At 61.3% G+C, this 22,442-nt stretch carries 22 protein-coding genes and 1 tRNA gene; 11 read left to right on the top strand and 12 right to left on the bottom strand.

What is annotated here, in order from left to right:
- Positions 1-5: 5 nt before the first annotated feature.
- The 6 genes from PLAV_RS15800 to PLAV_RS15775 all read right to left on the bottom strand — a co-directional run bounded on the left by PLAV_RS15800 (position 6) and on the right by PLAV_RS15775 (position 3,259).
- Positions 6-272, bottom strand: coding sequence for a hypothetical protein (locus PLAV_RS15800; RefSeq protein ID WP_143710240.1), 267 nt, complete (start codon positions 270-272; stop codon positions 6-8).
- Between the two features lie 217 nt (positions 273-489).
- Positions 490-1,395 (bottom strand): DUF72 domain-containing protein, encoded by a 906-nt coding sequence (locus PLAV_RS15795; RefSeq protein WP_012112034.1) that lies wholly within the window; start codon positions 1,393-1,395, stop codon positions 490-492.
- An 88-nt stretch (positions 1,396-1,483) separates the two neighbouring features.
- Positions 1,484-1,573, bottom strand: a tRNA-Ser gene (locus PLAV_RS15790).
- Positions 1,574-1,632: 59 nt separating this feature from the next.
- Complete coding sequence (locus PLAV_RS15785) at positions 1,633-2,052, bottom strand: PaaI family thioesterase (RefSeq protein WP_012112033.1); 420 nt, start codon at positions 2,050-2,052, stop codon at positions 1,633-1,635.
- A gap of 53 nt (positions 2,053-2,105) precedes the next feature.
- Positions 2,106-2,507 (bottom strand): hypothetical protein, encoded by a 402-nt coding sequence (locus tag PLAV_RS15780; protein WP_143710239.1) that lies wholly within the window; start codon positions 2,505-2,507, stop codon positions 2,106-2,108.
- A 134-nt stretch (positions 2,508-2,641) separates the two neighbouring features.
- A complete protein-coding gene (locus tag PLAV_RS15775; RefSeq protein ID WP_012112031.1) occupies positions 2,642-3,259 on the bottom strand; it encodes a glutathione S-transferase family protein in 618 nt (205 codons plus the stop codon).
- Positions 3,260-3,420: 161 nt separating this feature from the next.
- Between PLAV_RS15775 and PLAV_RS15770 the strand changes: the two genes are divergently transcribed.
- The 4 genes from PLAV_RS15770 (at position 3,421) to PLAV_RS15755 (ending at position 7,757) form a co-directional block, all read left to right on the top strand.
- Positions 3,421-4,704 (top strand): MFS transporter, encoded by a 1,284-nt coding sequence (locus tag PLAV_RS15770; protein ID WP_012112030.1) that lies wholly within the window; start codon positions 3,421-3,423, stop codon positions 4,702-4,704.
- On the top strand, positions 4,697-5,266 hold the full coding sequence (locus PLAV_RS15765; RefSeq protein ID WP_012112029.1) for a gamma carbonic anhydrase family protein: 570 nt from the start codon (positions 4,697-4,699) through the stop codon (positions 5,264-5,266). Before PLAV_RS15770 ends, PLAV_RS15765 begins: the two co-directional genes overlap by 8 nt.
- An 82-nt stretch (positions 5,267-5,348) precedes the next feature.
- Complete coding sequence (locus PLAV_RS15760; protein ID WP_012112028.1) at positions 5,349-6,641, top strand: MFS transporter; 1,293 nt, start codon at positions 5,349-5,351, stop codon at positions 6,639-6,641.
- A 72-nt stretch (positions 6,642-6,713) separates the two neighbouring features.
- Positions 6,714-7,757: an HpcH/HpaI aldolase/citrate lyase family protein gene (locus PLAV_RS15755; RefSeq protein ID WP_041536071.1), complete on the top strand. Its 1,044-nt coding sequence runs from the start codon at positions 6,714-6,716 to the stop codon at positions 7,755-7,757.
- 9 nt (positions 7,758-7,766) lie between these two features.
- On the opposite strand, the gene PLAV_RS15750 is transcribed toward PLAV_RS15755, so the two are convergent.
- Positions 7,767-8,870, bottom strand: a complete 1,104-nt coding sequence (locus tag PLAV_RS15750) for an NADH:flavin oxidoreductase (RefSeq protein ID WP_012112026.1) — start codon at positions 8,868-8,870, stop codon at positions 7,767-7,769.
- Positions 8,871-9,030: 160 nt separating this feature from the next.
- On the opposite strand from PLAV_RS15750, the gene hspQ reads away from it, so the two are divergent.
- Both hspQ and PLAV_RS19935 read left to right on the top strand, forming a co-directional pair.
- Complete coding sequence (gene hspQ / locus PLAV_RS15745; RefSeq protein WP_012112025.1) at positions 9,031-9,363, top strand: heat shock protein HspQ; 333 nt, start codon at positions 9,031-9,033, stop codon at positions 9,361-9,363.
- 104 nt (positions 9,364-9,467) lie between these two features.
- The gene (locus PLAV_RS19935) at positions 9,468-10,187 is read left to right on the top strand and encodes an acyltransferase (protein ID WP_012112024.1); all 720 of its coding nucleotides are present in this window, start codon (positions 9,468-9,470) and stop codon (positions 10,185-10,187) included.
- On the opposite strand, the gene PLAV_RS15735 is transcribed toward PLAV_RS19935, so the two are convergent.
- Positions 10,184-10,741: an invasion associated locus B family protein gene (locus PLAV_RS15735; RefSeq protein WP_012112023.1), complete on the bottom strand. Its 558-nt coding sequence runs from the start codon at positions 10,739-10,741 to the stop codon at positions 10,184-10,186. The two genes, PLAV_RS19935 and PLAV_RS15735, sit on opposite strands and share 4 nt — an antisense overlap.
- Before the next feature lie 184 nt (positions 10,742-10,925).
- Between PLAV_RS15735 and PLAV_RS15730 the strand changes: the two genes are divergently transcribed.
- The 4 genes from PLAV_RS15730 to PLAV_RS15715 all read left to right on the top strand — a co-directional run bounded on the left by PLAV_RS15730 (position 10,926) and on the right by PLAV_RS15715 (position 16,978).
- The gene (locus PLAV_RS15730; protein ID WP_245545160.1) at positions 10,926-12,752 is read left to right on the top strand and encodes an extracellular solute-binding protein; all 1,827 of its coding nucleotides are present in this window, start codon (positions 10,926-10,928) and stop codon (positions 12,750-12,752) included.
- Between the two features lie 175 nt (positions 12,753-12,927).
- Positions 12,928-14,280: an OmpP1/FadL family transporter gene (locus PLAV_RS15725; protein WP_012112021.1), complete on the top strand. Its 1,353-nt coding sequence runs from the start codon at positions 12,928-12,930 to the stop codon at positions 14,278-14,280.
- A 71-nt stretch (positions 14,281-14,351) separates the two neighbouring features.
- Positions 14,352-15,275, top strand: coding sequence for an NAD(P)H-dependent flavin oxidoreductase (locus PLAV_RS15720; protein ID WP_012112020.1), 924 nt, complete (start codon positions 14,352-14,354; stop codon positions 15,273-15,275).
- A 41-nt stretch (positions 15,276-15,316) separates the two neighbouring features.
- Entirely contained in the window at positions 15,317-16,978 is a 1,662-nt protein-coding gene (locus PLAV_RS15715; RefSeq protein WP_012112019.1) for a class I adenylate-forming enzyme family protein, read from the top strand.
- On the opposite strand, the gene PLAV_RS15710 is transcribed toward PLAV_RS15715, so the two are convergent.
- The gene (locus PLAV_RS15710) at positions 16,975-17,733 is read right to left on the bottom strand and encodes a histidine phosphatase family protein (RefSeq protein ID WP_012112018.1); all 759 of its coding nucleotides are present in this window, start codon (positions 17,731-17,733) and stop codon (positions 16,975-16,977) included. The genes PLAV_RS15715 and PLAV_RS15710 overlap by 4 nt on opposite strands.
- Positions 17,730-18,860: a CaiB/BaiF CoA transferase family protein gene (locus PLAV_RS15705; protein ID WP_012112017.1), complete on the bottom strand. Its 1,131-nt coding sequence runs from the start codon at positions 18,858-18,860 to the stop codon at positions 17,730-17,732. The genes PLAV_RS15710 and PLAV_RS15705 overlap by 4 nt, the downstream gene beginning before the upstream one ends.
- 141 nt (positions 18,861-19,001) lie before the next feature.
- Between PLAV_RS15705 and PLAV_RS15700 the strand changes: the two genes are divergently transcribed.
- A complete protein-coding gene (locus tag PLAV_RS15700) occupies positions 19,002-20,558 on the top strand; it encodes an acetate--CoA ligase (RefSeq protein WP_143710238.1) in 1,557 nt (518 codons plus the stop codon).
- Here the strand turns inward: PLAV_RS15700 and PLAV_RS15695 are convergent, their stop codons facing one another.
- Both PLAV_RS15695 and putP read right to left on the bottom strand, forming a co-directional pair.
- On the bottom strand, positions 20,559-20,756 hold the full coding sequence (locus PLAV_RS15695) for a hypothetical protein (RefSeq protein ID WP_041536070.1): 198 nt from the start codon (positions 20,754-20,756) through the stop codon (positions 20,559-20,561).
- A 117-nt stretch (positions 20,757-20,873) separates the two neighbouring features.
- Entirely contained in the window at positions 20,874-22,328 is a 1,455-nt protein-coding gene (gene putP / locus PLAV_RS15690; RefSeq protein WP_012112014.1) for a sodium/proline symporter PutP, read from the bottom strand.
- Positions 22,329-22,442: the final 114 nt, after the last annotated feature.

Genomic DNA, 22,442 nt, shown 5'->3' with positions numbered 1-22,442 from the left:
CAGATCTAGCCTGCGTTGTCGACCATTGGCTTGATGAAGCTCAGATAGGCCTGTCCGAAGAAGCCGATCAGGAACGGCAGCCATATCCATGCCGTCCGCCAACGGAGCTTTCTTTTCTTTTTTTCCGCCGGCTTGCTTTCGACCGCCGCCGGCGTTGGCGCCACAATCACGGGCGCAGGCTCGGCCTCGACGGGCGCGGTGGCCGGTGCGCTGGCTTCGGCGACAGCCAGCACGCGCGCGTCCCGCCGCTCCTGGATAAATTGGCGAACCATAAAAATGCCGAGCAACATAATGATGCCCAGCGGAATCCACGGCGACGTTAAATCAACCGGCACAACGACACTCCCCCCGAAACAACTTCCCCGCAGCCTTTTGACCGCTTTTGTGCCATTTTGGCAAGCCCCGCCCGCACTTGCAAAAGAGATTTCACGTTAACCATACGGAGCAGCCCGGAGAGCCGTTCTGAGTCATCAGAAAAATATGGAAAACTCAGGTTTTGAATGAGCGGCGTGATTTTGGGGCGATGCCGACTCTATTTGCCAGAGATGCTGCGTCGACTGGAGCCCTGACTTTCATGTCATTGTCGAAATAGACAAAGACATCTCGCCCGGTCTTCCGCGGCTTGCTGGCTTTGACAACGCGCGTAGCATCGGCCGGCTCGCTGCCGCGGGCCCATGCCTTTACCCTGCGTGCCCAGTTCCGTAGGTCCTTGTCGCCATAGCCGCTTGCATACAGCTCTTCCGATCCGTGCAATCGGCAATAAACAAAATCGGACGTGATATCCATCAGGCGAGGCCACTCGACGGTATCCGCACAAACCAACGCCACTTTGTAGCGACGCAACAGCTTGATGAACTCCGGCGTGCAAAAGCTATCGCTCCTCACTTCCACTGCGTGCCGCAACGGTCTTTTGGCATCGGTTTTTGTCCAGTTGCGTCCCTTTAACCGCCGGTCGTGGTGCCGCGCCAGAGCGGCCGCATCCTCTGTGTTACGCGGCAGAAGGGCGAGAAAGGCTTCGAAGGTGCCGGGGTCGAATTTCATTCTGGCTGGAAATTGCCAAAGAATGGGACCGAGCTTGGGTCCAAGTTTCAGAACTCCCGACGCGAGAAAATTGGCCACAGGCTTCTCGATATTCTTCAGCCGGCGCATATGCGTAATGTATCGAGGTGCCTTCACGGCGAAAACGAAATCATCGGGCGTATTCTCAGCCCAGCGGGTGAAGCTCTCGGGCCGCTGCAGCCTGTAGAAAGTGCCGTTGATCTCGATCGAACTGAAACGCTCGGCTGCATAATTCAGCTCTCGCTTGTGCGCGAGACCTTCCGGATAGAAGGCCCCGCGCCATGGCGCATAAGTCCATCCGGATATGCCGATGCGAATCTTTCCACCTTTTGCCATCAGCTGCCCGTCTTAGATTTCCTGCCTTTGGGAAAACGGGGCAACACCGGCATCGTTCCTGCGCAGCCGCGCAGCAAATGGAAAGAGGTGGCGGATGGGGTGGGATTCGAACCCACGGTGGGCGTGAACCCACGCCGGTTTTCAAGACCGGTGCCTTAAACCACTCGGCCACCCATCCAGTCTCACTGGTTAGCGGGTGGCGCGCCGTTACTCAACCGGAAACAGCAGCTCTCTGCGTCATATGCCGATCTTGAACGTGGCGCTGCCCTTCGCGACGAGTTCGCCGGCCTCGTTTCGAAGCTCGGCTTCCGCGAAGGCGATCGACTTGCCTCGATGGCGTACCCAGCCTTCTCCGACCAGCTTTCCCTTGTCGGCGCGGCCGACAAAGCTCGTTTTCAACTCGAGTGTCACCTGCGGCGTTCCCGGCTTCTCATGCGTGAGCCGAACAGCATGGCCACACAGCCCGTCCAGCATCGCGGAAAGGAAGCCGCCGAAGATGCGCCCGCCGCGGTTGAGAAACCCGTCGCCTGCTTCAAAAGAGGCGCGGATGTAGCCGCGAGCTGCATCCTTTTCCAACACCTTCTTGCCGAGAGTGACGGCGGCAGGCGATTCCCAGTCGTCGTCCAGAGGTACTGTGTTGCGTCCCGTTGAGCTCACCCGGGTTCTCCTTTGCTTGTCTCAATAAGCGCCGGACGAACCCTTCGCGCACATCAGGACGCGCTGGGGAACGGCGGCGAGAATGTCTTTTTAAAGTCTTCCTTGCATGCCGCATGTGCCTCGCTGAGAAGCGCGTGGCCCTTCTCTGTGCAGGCCTTATCGGCGCGATACTCGGCAACCCCCTTGTTGGTACAGCCACGAAGGTCCGGCTCATAGAGGAAGACACAAACCATTGGAATGTAGCGTTCCTCGCAAGGGAGTTCGCTAATGTATTTCTTTTCTTCCGCCGAACGGCGCCCCCACCAGGCCGCCGTCGCCTGCGGATTGCTCTGCCCGGCTTTATTGGTATCGATGCATTCCGGAACACCTTGTGCCTGAGCTTCTTGCGGCACGCTAAACGCCACAAGCATCAGTCCAAGGCCGAACGCCATACAAACCTGCACGAGATATTTCACGCCACGTCCTCCCAAACTAGCTCCCAAAACTAGTAATGATTTTTTACTAGCTTGGCAGATTTCATCGCGGCTGCAAAGGGCCGATGGGAGAAATACCGGTCCCCGCAAGAAAAGCGGGGACCGGTACAGTCAAATCAGGCGCTTGCCGCCGCAGACGCCCTGCCCTTCATGCGATCGAACCAGGCGGTTATGTTCTTGAAGTCGGGGTTGATCGGCTGACCGACCGCAGCGCCAAAGTCGAGAAAGCCAAATAGCAGAATATCCGCCAGCGTCATGCGCTTTCCCGCAAGGTAATCCTTGCCCGCCATCAGCTTGTCGAGCCATGCAAGCTTGTCCTGCGCGATGGCTTTCATGCCGGCCGCAGCCTCGGGCAGACAGCGCATCCGGTCTTTGAAGAGCGGCAGGCCTTCCGAAAAGCGAAAGCCATTGGCCATCGGTTCGCAAACATTGAGATCGACGCGGCGCGTCCACATGCGGGTTTCCGCACGCTCTTCCGGCGTCGTGCCGATCAGCGACCCGCCCGGAAATTTCTCGTCCAGATATTCGCAAATGGCGGTGATCTCGGCGAGGATCATTCCATTGTCGAGCTCGAGTGCCGGCAGCTGGCCGGCCGGGTTTTTTGCAAGATAGGGCTCCTGACGATTTTCGCCCTTCATCAGGTCGACTTCCGCAAGGGGAAGTTCGATGCCCTTCTCGTGCATGAACATTTTCACGACACGCGGATTTGGCCCGATCGAATTGTACAATTTCATGGCTTGCGCTCCCTTTATCCCCGGTCTCTGAAATGCCGGTATGGCCCCATGATTATCCGAATGCGAGAGACCGCGCCACCGCCCCGCCCATTTCTGTCTTGGCGCGTCGGCCTTGGGTGTTTATCTAGGCAGGGCCTGCTGTCCAGGCACGGGAGACGAAGATGAGCGCAGAAAGCGCCACCAGAAGCGACCAAGAAGAGCCCGCTCCGCGTTTTTTCTACGGCTGGTACGTCGTGGGTGCAGTGCTGGTCATCATGACCGTAACCGCAGGACTCGGTTTTTATAATCTGTCGGTTTACCTGAAGGCGTTTGTCGTTCAGGGCGGGTTTTCGGTAGCGGCGACATCGGGCGCGACGGCCTGTTTCTTCATTGCATCGGGCATTAGCGGATTGGGTGTTGCCGCATTGATAGAGCGCTACGATCCGCGCTGGGTCATCACTGCGGGCGCATTCTTCTCGGCGTTCGCAACGCTCGGCGCGGGCTATGTCACCGAGCTTTGGCAGCTCTATCTTTTCTATATTCTCTTTGGCGTCGGCTATGCAGGTGCGGCACTGATCCCCGGCACCACGCTCGTCGCGCGCTGGTTCGCGCGCCGCCGTTCGGTCGCGCTCTCCTATGCGTCGACCGGTCTCTCGCTCGGCGGAATTTTGCTGACGCCCCTCTCCGCATGGGCGATTGAACATCTCGGTCTGGGCGGCGCTGCGCCCTGGCTCGCGCTCGTCCTCATTGTCGGCATTGTTCCTGTCGCCTGGGTACTCATCCGTCCCTCACCGCAAAGCATGGGCCTTGGGCCGGACGGAGATCCGATTGCGCGCGATGAAAGCGGCGTCCCGCTGCCTGCCGACGGCATCGACTTCGAGCGCGCGATACGCAGCCGTTTCTTCATTTTCACGACCGCGGCCTACATCTTCGCGATGATGGCGCAGGTGGGCACGATCGCGCATCAATACAGTCTCATTTTTGCCCGGTCGGGCGATAGCGGTACTGCTCGCCTCGCCGTTGCTAGCATGGCGGCGGCAAGCATTATCGGACGCCTCGTCGGCGGCCAGGCACTCGCCTACATGCCGTCACGTGGCTTTGTACTGGGTCTGACCGTCGTCCAGGGTGCGGCGCTTGCGTGCTACGCTTTCGCCGAGAGCACGCCGATGTTGATTGCGACCACAATCATCTTTGGTCTTACGGTCGGAAATCTTCTGATGATGCAGCCGCTGATGGTAGCGGAAGCGTTCGGGCTGAAGGCCTATGGGCGCGTTTATTCGCTCACTCAGCTTTTCATGACCGCCGGCGTTGCGACCGGGCCTGCCGCCATTGGTTTTCTTTATACCTGGCTTGGCGGATACGAAGTCGCTTTCCTCATCATGGCAATATCTTCCCTCGTTGCTTTCGGGCTCATCGTTGCGGCCGGCCCCGTTCGCGCGCTTATTGAGAGCAAACAGAATGCGTGAATTTGGCCCCGGCGTTGTCCTCGACAATCCTGCGTTCATTCACGAGACGGCGTTGGTTTACGGCAAGGTCATCATAGGCGAAGGGGCGTCCCTTTGGCCTTATGTGGTCATCCGCAGCGAAATGCATGAAGTCCGGATCGGCAAACGCACCAATGTTCAGGATTTCGTGATGATCCATGTCGGCAATGAGACGCCAACGATCATCGGCGACAATTGCTCCATCACACACCACGTGACGATTCATGGAGCGGAGATCGGCGACAACTGCCTTGTCGGCATCAATGCGACGGTGATGGACGGTGTGAAAATCGGCCGCAACTCGATCGTCGCCGGTCATTCCATTGTCACCGAGGGCACGGTAATTCCGGAAAATTCAATTGTTGCCGGCTCCCCTGCCAAATTCATAAAGACACGCGACAATCGCATCGCTAACGGGATGAATGCGCGTTTCTACTATGAAAACGCGCTCGCCTATGCGCGGGGTGAGCACCGGGTTACCGAAAGCGACCATTTCAGCACTGCCATGGCCGCAGAAATGCGGGCGCTTGCGGAAGCGAAGTAGAATCCGCTTGGGCCAACTGACCGGAAGGACTATTTAGGTCAGATCAAGCCATTCACCTATCGCCTTGCCGGAGTTCTAGAATATGGATGCTGGCCCCGAGCCAGAAGACCCGCGCGCCTCGCCGCGCGGCGGTCTCTTTTACGGCTGGTACATCGTCGGCACGGTCTTTGTCATTCACACCGTGTCCTGCGGCCTGATCTTCTACAACCTGTCGATCTTTCTGAAGGCCTTTGTCGTCGAGGGCGGGTTTTCCGTCTCTGCCACTTCGAATGCCACGGCGCTCTTTTTTATCTCTTCAGGGATTGCGGGCCTCGGCGTCGGCTGGCTGCTGGATCGCTACGATCCGCGCTGGGTGGTGACTTTCGGCGCTTTTCTATCCGCAGGCGTGCTCGCGGGTGCAGGCCATGTGGACGAGCTGTGGCAGCTTTATGGCTTCTACATTCTGTTCGGCATCGGCAATGCGGCGGTGGCCGTCATTCCCGGTATGACCATCGTCGCGCGATGGTTTACGCGCCAGCGATCGAAGGCGATTGCATATGCCTCTACGGGACTTTCGTTGGGCGGCATCGTCTTTACGCCGATTTCCGCCACGCTTGTCGAGAGCTACGGACTTGGCGAGGCGGCATACTGGCTTGCGTTCACGCTCGTACTTGGCGTCGTTCCTGTGGCGTTGATCATGTTGCGCAAAAGCCCTGAATCTATTGGACTTTCGCCCGATGGAGACCCACCTCGCCTCGCTGCGGACGGCAGCCGGTTGCCGCCTGATGGCGTCTCCTTCAACGATGCAATCCGCAGCCGCTTCTTCATTTTTTGTACGGCTGCCTTCGTTTTTTCGATGATGGCGCAGGTCGGATCGCTGGCGCATCAGTTCCGTCTCGTGGCGACGCGGACGGGGGATGACCATGTTGCGGCGCTGGCGGTGTCGATCATGGCGGCGGCGAGCATTGCCGGACGGCTTATCGGCGGATCGCTGCTTTCGCGTGTTGCATCAAAGACTTATCTCTTCGCGATCTATGTGCTGCAGGGCATTTCCTTTGCGCTGTTCGCGTTTGCCGAAGGCGTGGCTGCCCTCTTCATCGTCTCGGCGATGTTTGGCGCGACGGTCGGAAATATGCAGATGATGCAACCACTTATCACGGCGGAAGCATTCGGATTGAAAGCCTATGCGCGTATCCTCTCGGTATCGCAGATGATTACGACCTGCGCGAACGCGGCAGGCCCTGCGCTGCTCGGGTTTTTGTATGTAGCTGCAGGGGGTTACGAGACGGCCTATCTCGCGATAACCGTGTCATCGGTGCTCGGTTTTGCATGCCTTGCCGCGGCGGGGCCGGTGCGGGCTCTGATCGACGCTCAAGAAAAATCCCTACGCGATTGAATGCGTTCATGGATTTGCGATCGAAGCATCGCTAGACTGCGCGCAAATCGCCCTTATCCCCAGTGGACTGTCATGAAACTGCCATCGTTCTTTTACAAACCGCTCGCCATCGGTGCCCCGGCCCCCTACCGGGAGCTGCCCGTCGCCCTCGAACGGATGATCCATTTCTTCCCCGGACACAATGAGAAGCTCCGTTCGCGCCTCGGCGAGATAATCCCGCAGGTCGATGTGCTGCTCGGCAACCTCGAGGATGCGATTCCGGCGGACGCGAAGGAGGCGGCGCGGAAGGGTGTGATCGAGGTCGGCAAGAGCCATGATTTCGGATCGACCGGTTTCTGGGTCCGCATCAATCCGCTGAACAGTCCCTGGATGCTGGACGATGTGACGGAGCTCGTGGCCGAGATCGGCGACAAGCTCGACGTCATCATGCTGCCCAAGGTGGAAGGCGCATGGGATATCCACTATCTGGACCAGCTGCTCGCACAGCTCGAGGCGAAGCATGGGCTGAAGAAGCCGCTTCTCATTCACGCGATCCTCGAAACCGCACAAGGCGTGAAGAACGTGGAGGAGATCGCCTGCGCCTCCCCCCGCATGCATGGCATGAGCCTCGGCCCGGCGGACCTCGCGGCATCGCGAAAGATGAAGACGACGCGCGTCGGCGGCGGACATCCTTTCTACCGGGTGCTCGAAGACCCGAAGGAAGACGGCAGCCCCCGCATCGCCGCCCAGCAGGACCTCTGGCACTACACATTTGCCAAAATGGTGGACGCCTGCGTCGCGAACGACATCCGTCCCTTTTACGGCCCCTTCGGCGACATTCAGGACGCGGAAGCCTGCGAGCAGCAGTTCCGCAATGCCTTCCTCATGGGCTGCGTCGGCGCATGGTCGCTGCATCCGAACCAGATCGCGATCGCCAAGCGCGTCTTCAGCCCGGACCCGGACGAAGTGCAATTTGCAAAACGCATCCTGGAGGCCATGCCCGACGGCACCGGCGTTGCGATGATCGACGGCAAGATGCAGGACGACGCCACCTGGAAACAGGCAAAGGTGATCGTCGATCTCGCAAAAAAGGTCGGGGCCAAAGACCCCGACCTTGCAAAAGCCTACGGCTTCTGAGAAGCGGCGTTACGAGAGCGTCGCGAGCGCCGCGGGATTGAACGGCATCAGCTTGTCGAACGCGCCCTGATGCACCTTCTGCGTCCAGGCCGGATCGACCAGCAGCGCGCGGCCGACCGCGACGAGGTCGAACTCGTCTTTCTCCAGCCGGTCCAGCAGATCGTCGATGCCGGTGGCTTCAGAGCTTTCGCCGCCGAAGGAGGCAATGAATTCACCCGACAGGCTGACGCTGCCGACCGTGATCGACGGCTTGCCGGTGAGCTTCTTCGTCCAGCCCGCGAGGTTGAGATCGGAGCCCTCGAATTCCGGCTCCCAAAAGCGACGCTGCGAGCAATGGAAGACATCGACGCCCGCATCGGAAAGCGGCTTCAGGAAAGCCCCGAGCTCTTCCGGCGTCTGGGCGAGCTTCGCGGTGTAGTCCTGCTGCTTCCACTGCGAGAAGCGCAGGATGAGCGGAAAGTCCTTGCCGGCCTCCCGCCGGATCGCCTCGATGATTTCGACGGCAAAGCGCGTGCGGCCGACAAGATCGCCACCATATTCATCGTCGCGGATATTGGTGCCTTCCCAGAAGAACTGGTCGATCAGATAGCCATGGGCACCGTGAATCTCGACGCCGTCCATGCCGATCGCCCGCGCGTCTGCCGCAGCCCGCCCGAAGGCTTCGATCGTGTCCTTGATTTCCTTTTTGGTCATCGGCTCGGAAACGGCCTTGCCCGGCTTGACGAGGCCCGAAGGACCGTGGCTCGGAAGATCCGGATTGGTGGATTTCGCAGGGTTACGCGTCATGCCGACATGCCAGATCTGCGGCATGATCTTTCCGCCGACATCGTGGACTTCCTCGACCACGCGCTTCCAGCCCTTGAGGGCCTCATCGCCCCAGAACTGGGGTACGTTCGGGTCACCCGTCGCGACGGGCGAGTTGACGGTCGTACCCTCGGTGACGATGAGACCGCATTCGGCAGCCGCGCGGCGCCGGTAATAGGCGGCGACCTCCGGGCCCGGAATGCCGCCCGGCGACTGCGACCGTGTCATGGGCGCCATCACGACGCGATTGGGCAGTGTGAGCCCGTTGATGGTGAAAGGCTCGAACAAGGGAGCGACAGACCTGCTCATCGCGATATCTCCTGGATGATGGAAATTTTCAATGAGCGCCATATTGGGTATTCCGCCACGTATGGCAATCCCATGAAAAATACCCATTCGGCCCACGGGTTTTCGCCCGGCGCTTCAACCTGTTAGAATTGAACGAGTATCGAGGATTGGTAAGCAGGTCATGGAAGTCAATCGGGACGCGAAATTCAGGATCGGACAGATCGTCCGCCACAGGTTTTATCCTTTTCGGGGGGTGATTTTCGACGTGGACCCGACTTTCAACAATACCGAGGAATGGTGGCTCTCCATTCCCGAGGAAGTCCGTCCGCGCAAGGATCAGCCCTACTACCACCTGCTGGCCGAAAATTCGGACACGGAATACGTCGCCTATGTGTCGGAGCAGAACCTTTTGCCCGATGAGACGGGTGAGCCTGTGCGCCATCCGCAAGTGCATGAGCTGTTCGGAGCCCTGAAGGACGGCATCTATTCGATTCGCGCGAAATCGGCCCACTGATCCGAAAGCCGCTTGAATCGCTCTCGTCCTCCCCCCTGCCCCCGTGCTAGTGAGATGCGGTATCCCCCGGGGCGGGGCGAAGGATTGCGGGGAGGAGCTTCGAGGTGCGGCGCGACAGACGACCCTATTTTATCCGCCGGATCATCGATGGCTGGACGCGCTTTCAGGTGCAACATTTCATCGTGCCGGCCTTCGATGCCGTCGGCCCCGGTCTCGACATAACGAGCCCGCGTAACCTGGAAATCTGGGGCGGAGGGATAAGGGCCGGATCGCATCTTCATCTTCATGCCGCGGAAGGCAATCTTGTGCGGCTTGCGACATGGCGTACAGGCGACCGCGAAGGCCGCATTACAATCGGCGACTACGTGCTCATCAGTCCCGGCACGCATATCGTGGCGTCCGATGAAATCACCATCGGCAGCAACACGATGATCGCGAGCGGCTGCTACATATCGGACTCCGACTGGCACGATACCTATGATCGCACTGCGGAACTCGACAAGCACCGGCCGATAAGGATCGGCGAAAATGTGTGGCTGGGCGTCCGCGCGATCATCGGCAAGGGCGTAACGATCGGCGATAACAGCATCATCGGCGCAGGTGCCGTGGTGACGCGGGACATTCCGGCGAACTGCATTGCGGCGGGAAATCCCGCCCGCGTGGTGCGGGAACTCGATCCTGCGCGCGACTTCCGCAAGCGGGAAGTGCTTTTCGCCGACAACAATCTCGAACGCGATATGGACAGGCTGATGCGCTACATGCTGCGCGAGAACACGCTCTTCGGATGGCTCCGGAGCGTGTTCTCGCCTTCGCGCATGGACTAGGACTTCTTCGGCACCGGGACGGCCGCAATGGCCTTGCTGATACCGTCGAGTTTCACGGGCACCTTTGCATCGCCCTGGCCAACGATGCGGAAGCTCATCACCATTTCCTTGCCGCCCTTGAGCGCCTTGAGGCGCGCATCGTCGAGAAGGATTTCCGTCTGGCAGCCGCCGGGCAGGCAATACATGAAGTGCTGTCCGAAAGGTTCGGCGCCGTCGATCGACCAGCCGATACCGGCCGGAAGGAAGGTGCCGAGCGGCGTTATCGCGAACATGAACATGTCCTGCTTGCCGTCTTCATTTCCGTCGCGCGGACCGTAACCGATGCCGAGATAGGCGATCCGCTGCTTCTCCTCGCCGATGCGAATATCGACGAAGGCATGGCAATGTTCCGCGCCGGCTTCGTTCTTCTCGCAGCGAGTGCTCCAGGTACCGAAAGTCTCGATCTTCGCATCCGACTTTTCCGCGCCCGCAGCGCCCTGGGCGTTTGCGGGTATCAGACCGGCCACGGACATGAGCGCAGCGGCGACGCCGGTAATCAAGCGCCGAATTGACATGGTAGAATCCTTTCAGGAATTGCGCATGGGCGGACCTGAATTGCCAGGCCGTCTTTCATGACCCCTAGCCTCGCATTTCGGCATAATCATGGCACCGGGATTCTTTGAAGAATCGACTGTTTTGCTTAACTTTGTTGCCCTGGCGACAGTTTTTGCCGCTCGCGCCGATGAGAGATCGCCTGTCTTGCGCATTAACCAGCATATCATTCGTTTCGGACGGCTGGCGCTCGGCGCCATGTGTCTGCTTTTCATGCTCGTCCCGGCAAGTGCGGCGCCGCCCTCTCCCGGCCCGCGCCACGCCATCGCCATGCATGGCGAGCCACTCTACCCGGAAGGCTTCACCCATTTCGGCTATGCGAACCCGGAGGCGCCGAAAGGCGGCGCCATCGTCTATGGCGCAACCGGCTCATTCGACAGCCTGAACCCCTTCATCGTCCGCGGCACATCCGCCATCGGACTTCGGGAGCATGTCTTCGAAAGCCTGCTTGCACGCGGCTATGACGAGCCCTTCACGCTTTACGGACTGCTGGCTGAAACCGTCGAGGTGCCAGAGGACCGGAGCTGGGTGGCCTTCACGCTGAACCCGGCGGCACGCTTCTCCGACGGCGTGCCGGTGAGCGTCGACGACGTGATCTATTCGCTCGAAATGCTCCGCGACAAGGGACGGCCCAACTACAAGACCTATTACTCGAAAGTCGAACGTATCGAGCGCATCGGCAAGCGCGGCGTGAAGTTTCACTTCATCCCCGATGGCGACCGGGAAATTCCACTTATCCTCGGCCTGATGCCCATCATCCCCAAGCATGTCTACGAGAAACGGGACTTCAGCCGCGCCGGCTTCGAGACACCCATCGGCAGCGGGCCTTATGTCGTGGAGAAAATGCGCCCCGGCGCCAGCATCACCTACAAGCGCGATACCACTTATTGGGGCGAGTGGTTGCCGGTGAATGTAGGCCAGAACAATATCGACCGCATCACCTATGAATATTTCCGCGATGCCAATGCCTCTTTCGAAGCGTTCAAGAGCGGCATCTATCAAGCGCGGCCGGAGGACGACCCCGGACGCTGGAACACAAGCTATGACTTTCCGGCACTGCGCGAGGGAAAGGTCCGGAAGGAAACCTTCGAGAGCGGGATGCCCTCGGGCATGTATGCGCTGGTTTTCAACACGCGCCGGGCCCCCTTCACGGATATTCGCGTCCGGCAGGCACTGATCCAGCTGTTCAACTTCGAATGGGTGAACCGCAATCTCCATTACGGCTCCTATGTCCGTACGCAGAGTTTCTTCGATAATTCGGAACTGGGCTCTCACGGACGCGAAGCGAGCGAGCGCGAACGCTCGCTGCTGGCGCCCTTCGCAGGCGCCGTAGCGCCGGACATCATGGCGCGGGGCTGGCAGGCGCCGAAGGGCGATCCTTCCGGACAGGACCGGGCGAACCGCGCCCGCGCGACGGCGCTGCTGAAGGACGCCGGTTACGAGGTCCGCCGGGGGATCATGACGCAGAAAGAAACGGGACGGCCTCTGGCGTTTGAAATTCTGGTAGCGACGCCGGGCGAGGAACGCCTCGCCCTCACTTATTCGCGGATGGTGAAGCGCATCGGCGTCAATGCCATCGTCCGCAATGTCGACCCGAGCCAATATCAGGAACGGCGCAACAATTACGACTTCGACACGATCTTCAACAGCTGGTTCTCATCTCTCTCGCCCGGTAACGAACAGAGTTTCTATTGGGGTTCCGAGGCGGCGGACCAGCCGGGCACGCGCAACTACATGGGCGCGAAGGAACCGGCCATCGATGCGATGATCGATGCGATGCTTGTGGCGCGGACGCGCGAGGAATTCGTGGCTGTGGTGCGCGCCATGGACCGCGTGCTGCTGTCGGGCGCCTACATGATCCCGCTTTATCACCAGCCGGAACAATGGGTCGCGCTGTGGAAGAAGGTGAAGACGCCGGAGACGAGATCGCTCTACGGCTATCGGAGCAGCACCTGGTGGATCGACCAAGACTAGATTGAACGATTCAAACTTCAAGTGACGCGAAGGACTTCATTCGCAAGTATTTGTTTTAGACAAAACCGTATCCTTCTGTTTATCTTTTCGCCAACCAGCTCGCCGTCTGAAGCTGGGGCTGGTTTACCAGGGGCGAAGTACAGACGTCGGGCCTACCCGCAATCGGGAGGACCGAATGACACAACGATCCATAGGCATTGTACCCGCCGCAGCCACGATAGCCGGTGTTCTCATCATCGGAGCGACAGCGGCACAGGCAGCAGGCTTCGCCATTCGCGAACAATCATCGGCTGCACAAGGCACATCCTTCGCGGGCGTCTCCGCCGGCGGCGACAATGTCAGCTCCATTTTCTACAATCCCGCCACGTTGACGCTTTACGATGGCATCAACATGTCCGGCCAGTTCTCATGGATCATCCCGGATGTGGAGTTCGGCGAATCCTCGGCCTCGACGATAACGGGCGCGCCGATCACCGGCGGCAATTCCGGCAATATCGGTCCGCAGGCCTTGGTGCCGGCATTCTATGCGTCATGGCAGGTTTCGCCGGACTGGTTTCTCGGGCTGGCGGTCACGGCGCCATTCGGGCTGGTCACTTCGGCCGACAGCGGCTGGATCGGCCGCTATCATGGGCTCGGCTCGCGGCTGCGCACCTACAACGTCGAGCCGATGGTGGCGTGGAAGGCGAATGAGTGGCTGTCCATCGGCGGCGGCGTGCAGGTGCAATATTCGGATGCGCGGCTGACAAGCGCCATCGACCTCGGAACGATCGGCACATCGCAAGGCTTGCCCGGAGGCAACCCGGGCGATCCTTCGCAGGATGGCTTCGCGGCCGTCGAAGGCGACGACTGGTCCTATGGTTATTCGCTTGGCGTCCTGCTCACGCCCCGGCCCGATACGCGCATCGGCATCGGCTATCGCTCCTCGATGGATGTCGATCTTGAGGGCGATGCCGAATTCGCTTTGAGCACCTACGGCGAACTGCTTTCGCTGCTTTCCGGCGCGTTGACGCCGACCGGCGGCAGCGCCTCCATCACGCTTCCCGAAATGGTGACGCTCGGCGTGAAGCACGACATCACGCCGACATGGACACTCGGCGCTGAAGTCGCATGGACGCGCTGGAGCCGCTTCGACGAGCTTGTGGTCGAGTTCGACAATCCGGCCCAGCCCGACGAGCTGACACGCGAGAACTGGGAAGACAGCTACTTTCTCGCCCTTGGCGCGACCTACAAGGCGCGGGAAGATCTGCGGCTGCGCGCGGGCGTGGCCTTCGATGAGGGCGTGGTGCCCTCCTCCGATTTCCGCACGCCGCGCATCCCGGACGCCGATCGCTACTGGTTTTCCGTTGGTGCGGGATATGACCTCACGGAGAGCATGACGATCGACACGGCCTATACGCATATCTATTCGCCCAAGGCCAATGTGAGGCTCGATGCGACCGATCCCGGCCATGAAGGGCGCGGCGACCTGAACGGGACATTCACGAGCTCTGCCGACATCCTGACCGCGAGCCTGAGCATGAAGTTCTGATCCGCCGGTCTTTCAGGCGGCGTCCTTCCTGCTATCCTCCGAAAAAAGGATTCGAGAGGGAGGCGGCGAGGATGAGCGAGAGGCTTGGAGGATGGCGCGAGCGGCTGAAGCTGCCGCTGGTGGCGGCGCCGATGTTCCTGATTTCAGGGCCGGAACTGGTGCTGGCGGCCTGCCGGGAAGGCGTCATCGGTTCCTTTCCGACGCCGAACGCGCGCACGGTGGCGGTGCTCGACGAATGGCTCGACAGCATCACCTCGGGCCTCGATGGCAGCCATGCGCCCTGGGCCGCGAACGTCGTCGTCCATCGCTCGAACACCCGGCTCGACGAGGATCTCGATCTCGTCATCCGCTACAAGGCGCCGCTGGTCATTACCGCGCTGGGGAGTCCGCGCGCCATCGTCGAGCGCGTGCATGGCTATGGCGGGCTTGTCTTCGCCGATGTGAACTCGGTTCCCTTCGCGCGCAAGGCCGTGGAGGCGGGCGTCGACGGTCTCGTATTGGTGGCCGCCGGTGCGGGCGGCCACACGGGCAACATGACCGGCTTCTCCTTCGTGCCCGCAGTCCGCGAATTTTTCGACGGGCCGGTCATCCTCGGGGGCGGCATCACCGATGGCGCGGGCATCCGCGCGGCGGAGGTGCTGGGGGCCGACCTCGCCTATATGGGCACGCGCTTCATCGCCTGCGAGGAAAGCATGGCCGCGCCCGCCTATCGCGACATGCTGATCTCCTCCACCGTCGACGACCTTATCCTCACCCGCGCAATCACGGGCGTGGCGGCCAATTGGCTGAAGCCGAGCATCGCGCTGGCGGGATATGACCTCGATGCGATGGAGAAAAGCCCGGATATCGACTTCACCGACCCGCAGTCGGGCGCGAAACGCTGGGCACAGGTCTGGTCCGCCGGCCACGGAGTGGGCATGATCGACCGGACGGAAACGGCGGCGAGCCTGATCGCGAGACTGCGGCGGGAATACGAGGACGCCAAGAAAAGATAAGAGACGAAAGTCCGCGACGTGCTTTGGGAGGAGCGCAGCAGATGATCCTGGCATCGAAGAGCGATATCGAAGCGCATACGAAGGCCGGCTGGTGGGGCACGGAAACCATCGACGCGCGTTTTCGCGCGAACGCTGCGGCGAATCCCGGCCGCACCGCCGTCGCCGATCCGCCGAACCGCGTGGACATTGACGGGCGCGAACCGCGCCGTCTCACCTATCGCGAACTCGGCGCGGAAGCGGACCGGATCGCGACGGCGTTTCTCGATGCCGGGCTGAAAAAGGACGATGTCGTCGCGGTGCAGCTCCCGAATGTGGTGGAGCTCGTCGCGGTCTATCTCGGCGCCTGGCGCGCGGGGTTGATCGTGACGCCGGCGCCCGTGCAATGGCGCGCGCATGAACTGGGCGACGTGCTCGCCTTTGTCGGCGCCAAGGCTGTGGTGACGGCACGCAACATTCGCGGCCACGACCATGCCGCGATGTTCGAGAGCCTGAAGCCCAAACTGCCGGGGCTGAGCAAGCTGTTCGTGATCGGAGAGACTGCGTGGCCCGAAGCCGACAGCGCGCGCCTCGATGCCCTCCCGGCGGCGGATGCGAACGATGCGGCGACGATCTGCTGGACATCGGGCACCGAAGCGCGGCCGAAGGGCGTGCCGCGCAGTCACAATCACTGGATGATCGCCGGGCTCGCCTGCGCGGATGCGGCACAATTGCAGCCGGGCGACACGGTGCTCAACCCCTTCCCGCTCGTGAACATGGCTGCGATCGGCGGGTGCTTCATGCCCTGGCTGCTGACGGGAGGCACGCTCGTGCAGCACCATCCGTTCGATTTGCCGGTCTTTCTGAAACAGCTTGTCGGCGAAAAGATCACCTATACCGTCGCACCGCCCGCCGTTCTCTCGCTGCTGCTGAAGGAAGAGAAGCTCATGGCGAGCCTCGACCTTTCCGCCGTGCGCAGCATCGGTTCGGGCTCCGCGCCGCTCTCGCCCTGGATGGTGAAGACGTGGCAGGAGCAATACGGGCTCCCCATCGTCAATATCTTCGGCTCGAACGAGGGCACTTGCCTTATTTCCGGCGCAGGCGATGTGCCGGACCCCGAAGAGCGCGCCCAGTTTTTCCCGCGTTTCGGCGTGAAGGGCTTCGACTGGCCGGCGAAGATCGCGGGCAGTATCGAGACGAAATTGATCGACCTGCAGTCGGGCGAGGAAATCACCGAGCCGGGCAAGCCCGGCGAATTGCTCATCAAGGGCGCGACCGTCTTTGCGGGTTATTACCGCGCGGGCGATGGCGGCGGCCCGGCGGAGGCTATCGACAAGGACGGCTTCTTTCATACGGGCGACGTTTTTGAAATCGCGGGCGACGGTAACCGCTACTACCGCTTCGTGGAGCGGGCGAAGGACATCATCATTCGCGGCGGCATGAACATCTCGCCCGGCGAGATCGATGGATTGCTGGCGGGAATGCCGAAGCTCCGTGAGGCGGCCGTTGTCGGCTATGCGGACGGCGTGATGGGCGAACGCATCTGTGCCGTAGCCGTCCCTGCCGAAGGAGAGAGCGTGACGCTGGAAGATGTCCGCGCCCACCTGATGAAGAGCGACATTGCCGCCTACAAGCTCCCCGAACGGCTGGAACTCGCTGAAGCCCTGCCGCGCAACCCGCTGGGCAAGGTGCTGCGCCGGCAGCTCAGGGAGATGATCGGGGGCTAGCGCGGATCCTTCGAGAAGATCGCCTCGAGGCTCGTCATGTTCATGCCGTGCTTGACGTAATTATACGGCGTGACATTGACGGATTTGATGATGCTGCGCTGGATTTCGGTGCCGACGCCGCCATCTGCGGCAGGCACCATGTCGAAGTCGATGACATTGATGCAAGCGGGATCCTGCTCGAACGCGCGGACTGCGCTCAAGGCCCGCTCCACCGAACAGCCCGTCGCCGCCCAGCCGAGGAGAAGCCGGTTGATCCCCTCATGCGCGGCAATGAGCGCCGTGTGCCAGCCCGGCTCCGCGAGGAGCCGTTTGACAGCACCGACAGCACGCAAGAGTGCATCGCCGAAGACCTCGCCGCCTTCGAGCATGGTAGCGCCCGGCTCTTCCGCCGTTTCGAAATAGAAGGCCATCTTCGCCGCAAGCTCTGTCCGGCTCATGATCTTGCCGAAGCTGCCGCCATGAATTTCGACAAGAGCGGGTTCTTCCTCGAGGACAGGCGCTTTCTCCTCCTGCGCCGCGAGAACCCATTCCGCCGTCTGCCGCGTGCGCGGAACGCCGGAACAAATTGCCCGGTCGAGAACAACGTGTGAAAGGGCCTTGCCGGCGGCCTTCGCCTGTTCCTGCCCGAGCGGCGTCAGCGGCACCACTTTCGTGTCGCCGCCGGCCGCCATGATCTCGGGCCCGAAATAGTCGACATGGCCGTGACGCATCAGATAGATGCGCCGCCGCCCTGTCGTGCCGGGAAGTGCGCTCAAATCGCTTCCGCCTTTTTCAGCCCTTCGATGTCGCCGGCCGAGAAGCCCCAATCCTTCAGGGCACTCTCCGTGTGTTCGCCGACTGTCGGCGCCGGACCCTGGATTTTTGACTCCGTGCGCGAGAAACGTGGCGCGATGTTGGGCTGCGCCACACCGTCAATCTCGACGATGGTCTGGCGCGCCTTGTTGTGCGGATGGTCGATGGCTTCGCTGATCGAGAGAACCGGTGCGAAGCAGATGTCCGTGCCTTCCATGATCGAACACCATTCGTCGCGGGTCTTCGTCTTGAAGACGGCTTCGATCTTCTTTTTCATCTCGGGCCACTGGCCGCGATCCATCTGCGCATCCCAATAGGCATCGGTAAGCCCGGCCTTCTCGCGGAGAATGGCGTAGAATTGCGGCTCGATCGAACCGATCGAAATCCACTTGCCGTCCTTCGTCTCGTAGGTGTCGTAAAAATGCGCGCCGCCATCGAGCATGTTGGTGCCATGCGGCTCCTGCCACATGCCGGATGCCGTGAACCCGTAGAACATGGCCATCAGCGAGGTTGCACCGTCGGTCATGGCGGCGTCGACCACTTGCCCCTTGCCGCTGCGCTGCGCCTCGACAAGCGCCGCGAGCATGCCCATGGCGAGATAAAGCGCGCCGCCGCCGAAATCGCCCACGAGGTTGAGCGGCGGAACGGGCTTTTCACCTGGCCGGCCGATGGCGTGAAGCGCGCCGGTGAGCGAAATGTAGTTGATGTCGTGTCCGGCAGCATTCGCCAGTGGGCCGGTCTGGCCCCAGCCGGTCATGCGGCCATAGACGAGCTTCGGATTGCGCTTGAGGCATACATCGGGGCCGAGGCCGAGACGTTCCATCACGCCGGGACGGAAGCCTTCCTGCAGGATGTCCGCATTTTCGATCAGCTTCAGACAGGCCTCGACCGATTCCGGCTTCTTGAGGTCCAGCGCCACCGAGCGTCGGCCACGGGAGCCGATATCGTATTTGGAGCCGCCGCGTCCGCCCTTGCGGTCGATGCGGATAATATCCGCTCCCATATCGGAGAGCAGCATCGCGCAGAAGGGCCCCGGCCCAATTCCTGCGAATTCGACAACCTTGATGCCGCTCAGCGGTCCGCTACCCATGACGTGCTCCCTTGGATTCAGCCGTTTGCCGTTTTGTTGGCCCTGATTTGTACAGGGTACAAAAGGAGCCGTAAACGGCAGGCGATCTGACGCAGCGTCCCGCTTGCGCGGGCCGTCATGCGCTCGTACAAACGCGGGATCATGCCCCTGCCCGCACCTCACATCGCTCGCGGCTATACCGGCGAGCCCGCGCCTGAGCGCCTCAACATCGCCCGCTATTGCCTGGCACGCGCAGCGGCGGAGACGCCTGATAAGACGGCGCTGCTCGTCGTGTCGGACGCCGATGCACCCCTCGACGCGGCGGAGTGCTGGAGCTATGGCGCGCTGGACGATGCCGTACGGCGCGTGGCGGCCGGGCTGCTTGCGGAAGGCTTCAGGCCGGGCGAGCGGTTGATGATCCGTATGCCGAATACATCCGAATATGCATTGATGTTTTTCGGCGCATTGGCGGCAGGTCTTGTGCCCCTTCCTTCATCGTCGCAGCTGACGCCCGCCGAGGCAGACTTCCTGCTGCAGGACTCTGCCGCCTCCGCGGTGGCGCTGGCTCCGGGGATGACGATGCAAGCAAGCGGCAGACGCGTGATAGACGAGGCAATGCTGGCACGGCTGAAGCTTCATCCGCCGCTCGATGCCTATGCCGATACCGGGGCAAACGACCCGGCCTTTCTCGTCTATACATCCGGCACCAGCGGAAAGCCGAAAGGCGTGCTGCATGCGCATCGTAGCGCCTGGGGACGCAGGCCCATGTACAAGGGCTGGTATGGCATCGAGGCAGACGACGTCATGTTGCACGCCGGAGCCTTCAACTGGACTTATACGCTGGGCGTCGGCCTGACCGATCCCTGGGCGAATGGTGCGACGACCGTTCTCTACAACGGCGAAAAGGACGTGGCCGTCTGGCCAAAGCTGATGGCAAAGACCGGCGCAACTCTTTTTGCGGCTGTCCCGACGCTTTACCGGCAAATCCTGAAATATTGCGACCTGTCTTCCTTCGATCTCTCCAGGCTGAGGCACGGACTGACCGCCGGGGAAGCTCTGTCGGCCACACTGCTGGACCACTGGCGCGAAGCAACTGGGAAAGAATTATACGAGGCGCTCGGCATGAGCGAATGCTCGACCTATGTTTCGACCGCGCCCGGCATGGAAATCCGCATCGGCAGTCCCGGACGGCCGCAACCAGGACGCTGCGTGGCGGCGCTGCCGGTGGAAGGCGGGACGGAACCTCTGCCTGCCGGCAATGTGGGATTGTTGGCGGTGCACCGCTCCGACCCCGGATTGATGCTCGGCTATTGGCGGCGGCCGGACGAGGAAGCAGAAGTCTATCGTGGCGAATGGTTCATCGGCGGCGATCTCGCGAGCTTCGATGAAGACGGCTACATGCACTATCACGGGCGCGCCGACGACCTGATGAATGCCATGGGATACCGCGTTTCGCCGCAGGAAGTGGAAGCCGCGCTGGCCACCCACCCTGACGTGCAGGAAGTGGCGGTGACGGAGATACATGTGCGCGAGGATGTTTCGATCATCGCGGCCTTTGTCGTGCCGAAAGAAGCGAGCGAACCGGATGCGGCCGCTATTCTCAAATGGGGCGCGGAGCGTCTTGCCGCTTATAAATGTCCCAGGGAAATCATATTTGTCGACACCCTGCCCCGCACCGCGAACGGCAAGGTCATGCGCCGCACATTGGCACGCAAATAATCAGGGTGCGGCAGGTGCGGGCGCATCACCTGCATCCACATGCTCCGTCGCCGTTTCACGTGCAGGCTCGGCGGCGAAGCTCACCTCGACCTGCCGGACGCGATCGACAAGCGCAATCGTGGCTGTGACCGGATTCGCATCGAGAACCCAGACGCAGATAAAAAAGCCCACAACGATGCCAACCAGCAAATTGGACATACCAGCCGGACCCTCCATGTCCCTGCAAGGCGCCGAATCATGCTTAACATTGCGTTTAGGGGCTAAAAAAGACAAGTAAAATCAATGGCTTGTCTCAAAACGGGACGGCGGGCGAGATCAGCCTGCGGCCACGGAATCATGTAAATCCACGACCTCGGGCCCCGGCGCGCGGCCGAGAAGACTGACGCCGGCAATGGCGATGCTCGCGAAAATGAAACCGGGAAGAATTTCGTAGATTTCGAATATGCCGCCCGAGAACTGTTTCCAGACGATGACAGTTACCGCGCCGACGACCATGCCGGCCAGCGCGCCGTCACGCGTCATGCGCCGCCAGAAGAGCGAGAGCACGACGACCGGCCCGAAGGCAGCGCCAAAGCCTGCCCAGGCATAGGCGACAAGGGAAAGCACGCTGCTGTCGCGGTCGAGTGCCAGCAGGAAGGCGGCGATCGAAATGACAAAGACGGAGCCGCGGCCGATATTCAGCAACTCCCCTGCTTCCGCTTGCGGCCGCAACAACCGCTTCCAGAAATCTTCTGCGATGACGCTCGACGAAACCAGCAGCTGCGAAGAGACCGTGCTCATGATAGCGGCGAGCACGGCGGCGAGGAGAATACCTGCTATCCACGGATTGAAGAGCGACTGGGAAAGAGAGAGGAAAACCGTTTCCGGATTGTCGAGCGGCGCGGCGGCGAAATAGCCGATGCCGGCAAGCCCCGTCGCAATCGCACCGTAAAGCGCCAGCACCATCCATGTCATGCCGATCATCTGCGCCGCGGGCATATCGCGCTCGTCGCGAAGCGCCATGAAACGCGCGAGGGTGTGCGGCTGACCGAAATAGCCAAGGCCCCACGCCATCAAGGAGACGGCGCCGATTACACCCGTATCGTGAAAGGCATCGAAAACGCCTGCGGGAGCGACGGCGGATGTTGCCGTCATGGTGGCGCCCCAGCCGCCCATGCTCGTGATGGCGACGGCGGGCACGATGAGCAAGGCGAGGAACATCATCACGCCCTGCACCGTGTCCGTCCAGCAGACGCCGAGGAAGCCGCCGATCGCCGTGTAGGAGAGGATGCTGACGGTGCCGACGAGAAGCGCGATCCGGTAGTCGAGGCCGAAAACCTGTTCAAAAAGAATGGCGCCGGAGACAAGCCCGGCAGAGGTGTAGATCGTGAAGAAGATGAGAATGACGAATGCGCTGGCAACGCGGAGGACGCGGCTTCTATCGGCGAAACGGTTTTCGAAGTAATCCGGTATCGTGAGCGCATCGCCAGCCCGCTCGGTATAACGCCGCAGGCGGCGCGCAATAAAGCGCCAATTGAGAAGCGCGCCCGCGACAAGGCCGACCGCGATCCAGATCTGATTGAGGCCGGAGGCGTAGATCGCGCCCGGCAGGCCGAGCATCAGCCAGCCGCTCATGTCGCTGGCGCCCGCCGAAAGCGCCGCGACGGCGCCGCCGAGCTGGCGGCCGCCGAGGATGTAATCCTTGAGGTTGCGGGTAAAGCGATAGGCGGCCACGCCGAGAGCGAGCATGGCGAGGAGATAGAGGATGATTGTGACGGCGGTGACTTCCATCACCGCCGCGCCCGCAGCCAGGTGATGGCGGAAGCCACGATGGCAAGCGACGGCAGCGCAAGCACCAGCCAGGTTTCGATAGTCAGTCCGCCGATCATAAGCTCCCCGCGCGGG

This window comes from Parvibaculum lavamentivorans DS-1, assembly GCF_000017565.1.
GTDB classification, from domain to species: domain Bacteria; phylum Pseudomonadota; class Alphaproteobacteria; order Parvibaculales; family Parvibaculaceae; genus Parvibaculum; species Parvibaculum lavamentivorans.
This window is presented reverse-complemented; position numbering and strand designations above follow the sequence as displayed.

Bases quoted from the DNA above. Each gene is read 5' to 3' on its own strand.
- PLAV_RS15800 (WP_143710240.1), bottom strand. From the start codon at position 272: ATGGTTCGCCAATTTATCCAGGAGCGGCGGGACGCGCGCGTGCTGGCT.
- PLAV_RS15795 (WP_012112034.1), bottom strand. From the start codon at position 1,395: ATGGCAAAAGGTGGAAAGATTCGCATCGGCATATCCGGATGGACTTAT.
- PLAV_RS15775 (WP_012112031.1), bottom strand. From the start codon at position 3,259: ATGAAATTGTACAATTCGATCGGGCCAAATCCGCGTGTCGTGAAAATG.
- PLAV_RS15770 (WP_012112030.1), top strand. From the start codon at position 3,421: ATGAGCGCAGAAAGCGCCACCAGAAGCGACCAAGAAGAGCCCGCTCCG.
- PLAV_RS15765 (WP_012112029.1), top strand. From the start codon at position 4,697: ATGCGTGAATTTGGCCCCGGCGTTGTCCTCGACAATCCTGCGTTCATT.
- PLAV_RS15760 (WP_012112028.1), top strand. From the start codon at position 5,349: ATGGATGCTGGCCCCGAGCCAGAAGACCCGCGCGCCTCGCCGCGCGGC.
- PLAV_RS15755 (WP_041536071.1), top strand. From the start codon at position 6,714: ATGAAACTGCCATCGTTCTTTTACAAACCGCTCGCCATCGGTGCCCCG.
- PLAV_RS15750 (WP_012112026.1), bottom strand. From the start codon at position 8,870: ATGAGCAGGTCTGTCGCTCCCTTGTTCGAGCCTTTCACCATCAACGGG.
- hspQ (WP_012112025.1), top strand. From the start codon at position 9,031: ATGGAAGTCAATCGGGACGCGAAATTCAGGATCGGACAGATCGTCCGC.
- PLAV_RS15735 (WP_012112023.1), bottom strand. From the start codon at position 10,741: ATGTCAATTCGGCGCTTGATTACCGGCGTCGCCGCTGCGCTCATGTCC.
- PLAV_RS15725 (WP_012112021.1), top strand. From the start codon at position 12,928: ATGACACAACGATCCATAGGCATTGTACCCGCCGCAGCCACGATAGCC.
- PLAV_RS15720 (WP_012112020.1), top strand. From the start codon at position 14,352: ATGAGCGAGAGGCTTGGAGGATGGCGCGAGCGGCTGAAGCTGCCGCTG.
- PLAV_RS15715 (WP_012112019.1), top strand. From the start codon at position 15,317: ATGATCCTGGCATCGAAGAGCGATATCGAAGCGCATACGAAGGCCGGC.
- PLAV_RS15705 (WP_012112017.1), bottom strand. From the start codon at position 18,860: ATGGGTAGCGGACCGCTGAGCGGCATCAAGGTTGTCGAATTCGCAGGA.
- PLAV_RS15700 (WP_143710238.1), top strand. From the start codon at position 19,002: ATGCCCCTGCCCGCACCTCACATCGCTCGCGGCTATACCGGCGAGCCC.
- PLAV_RS15695 (WP_041536070.1), bottom strand. From the start codon at position 20,756: ATGTCCAATTTGCTGGTTGGCATCGTTGTGGGCTTTTTTATCTGCGTC.
- putP (WP_012112014.1), bottom strand. From the start codon at position 22,328: ATGGAAGTCACCGCCGTCACAATCATCCTCTATCTCCTCGCCATGCTC.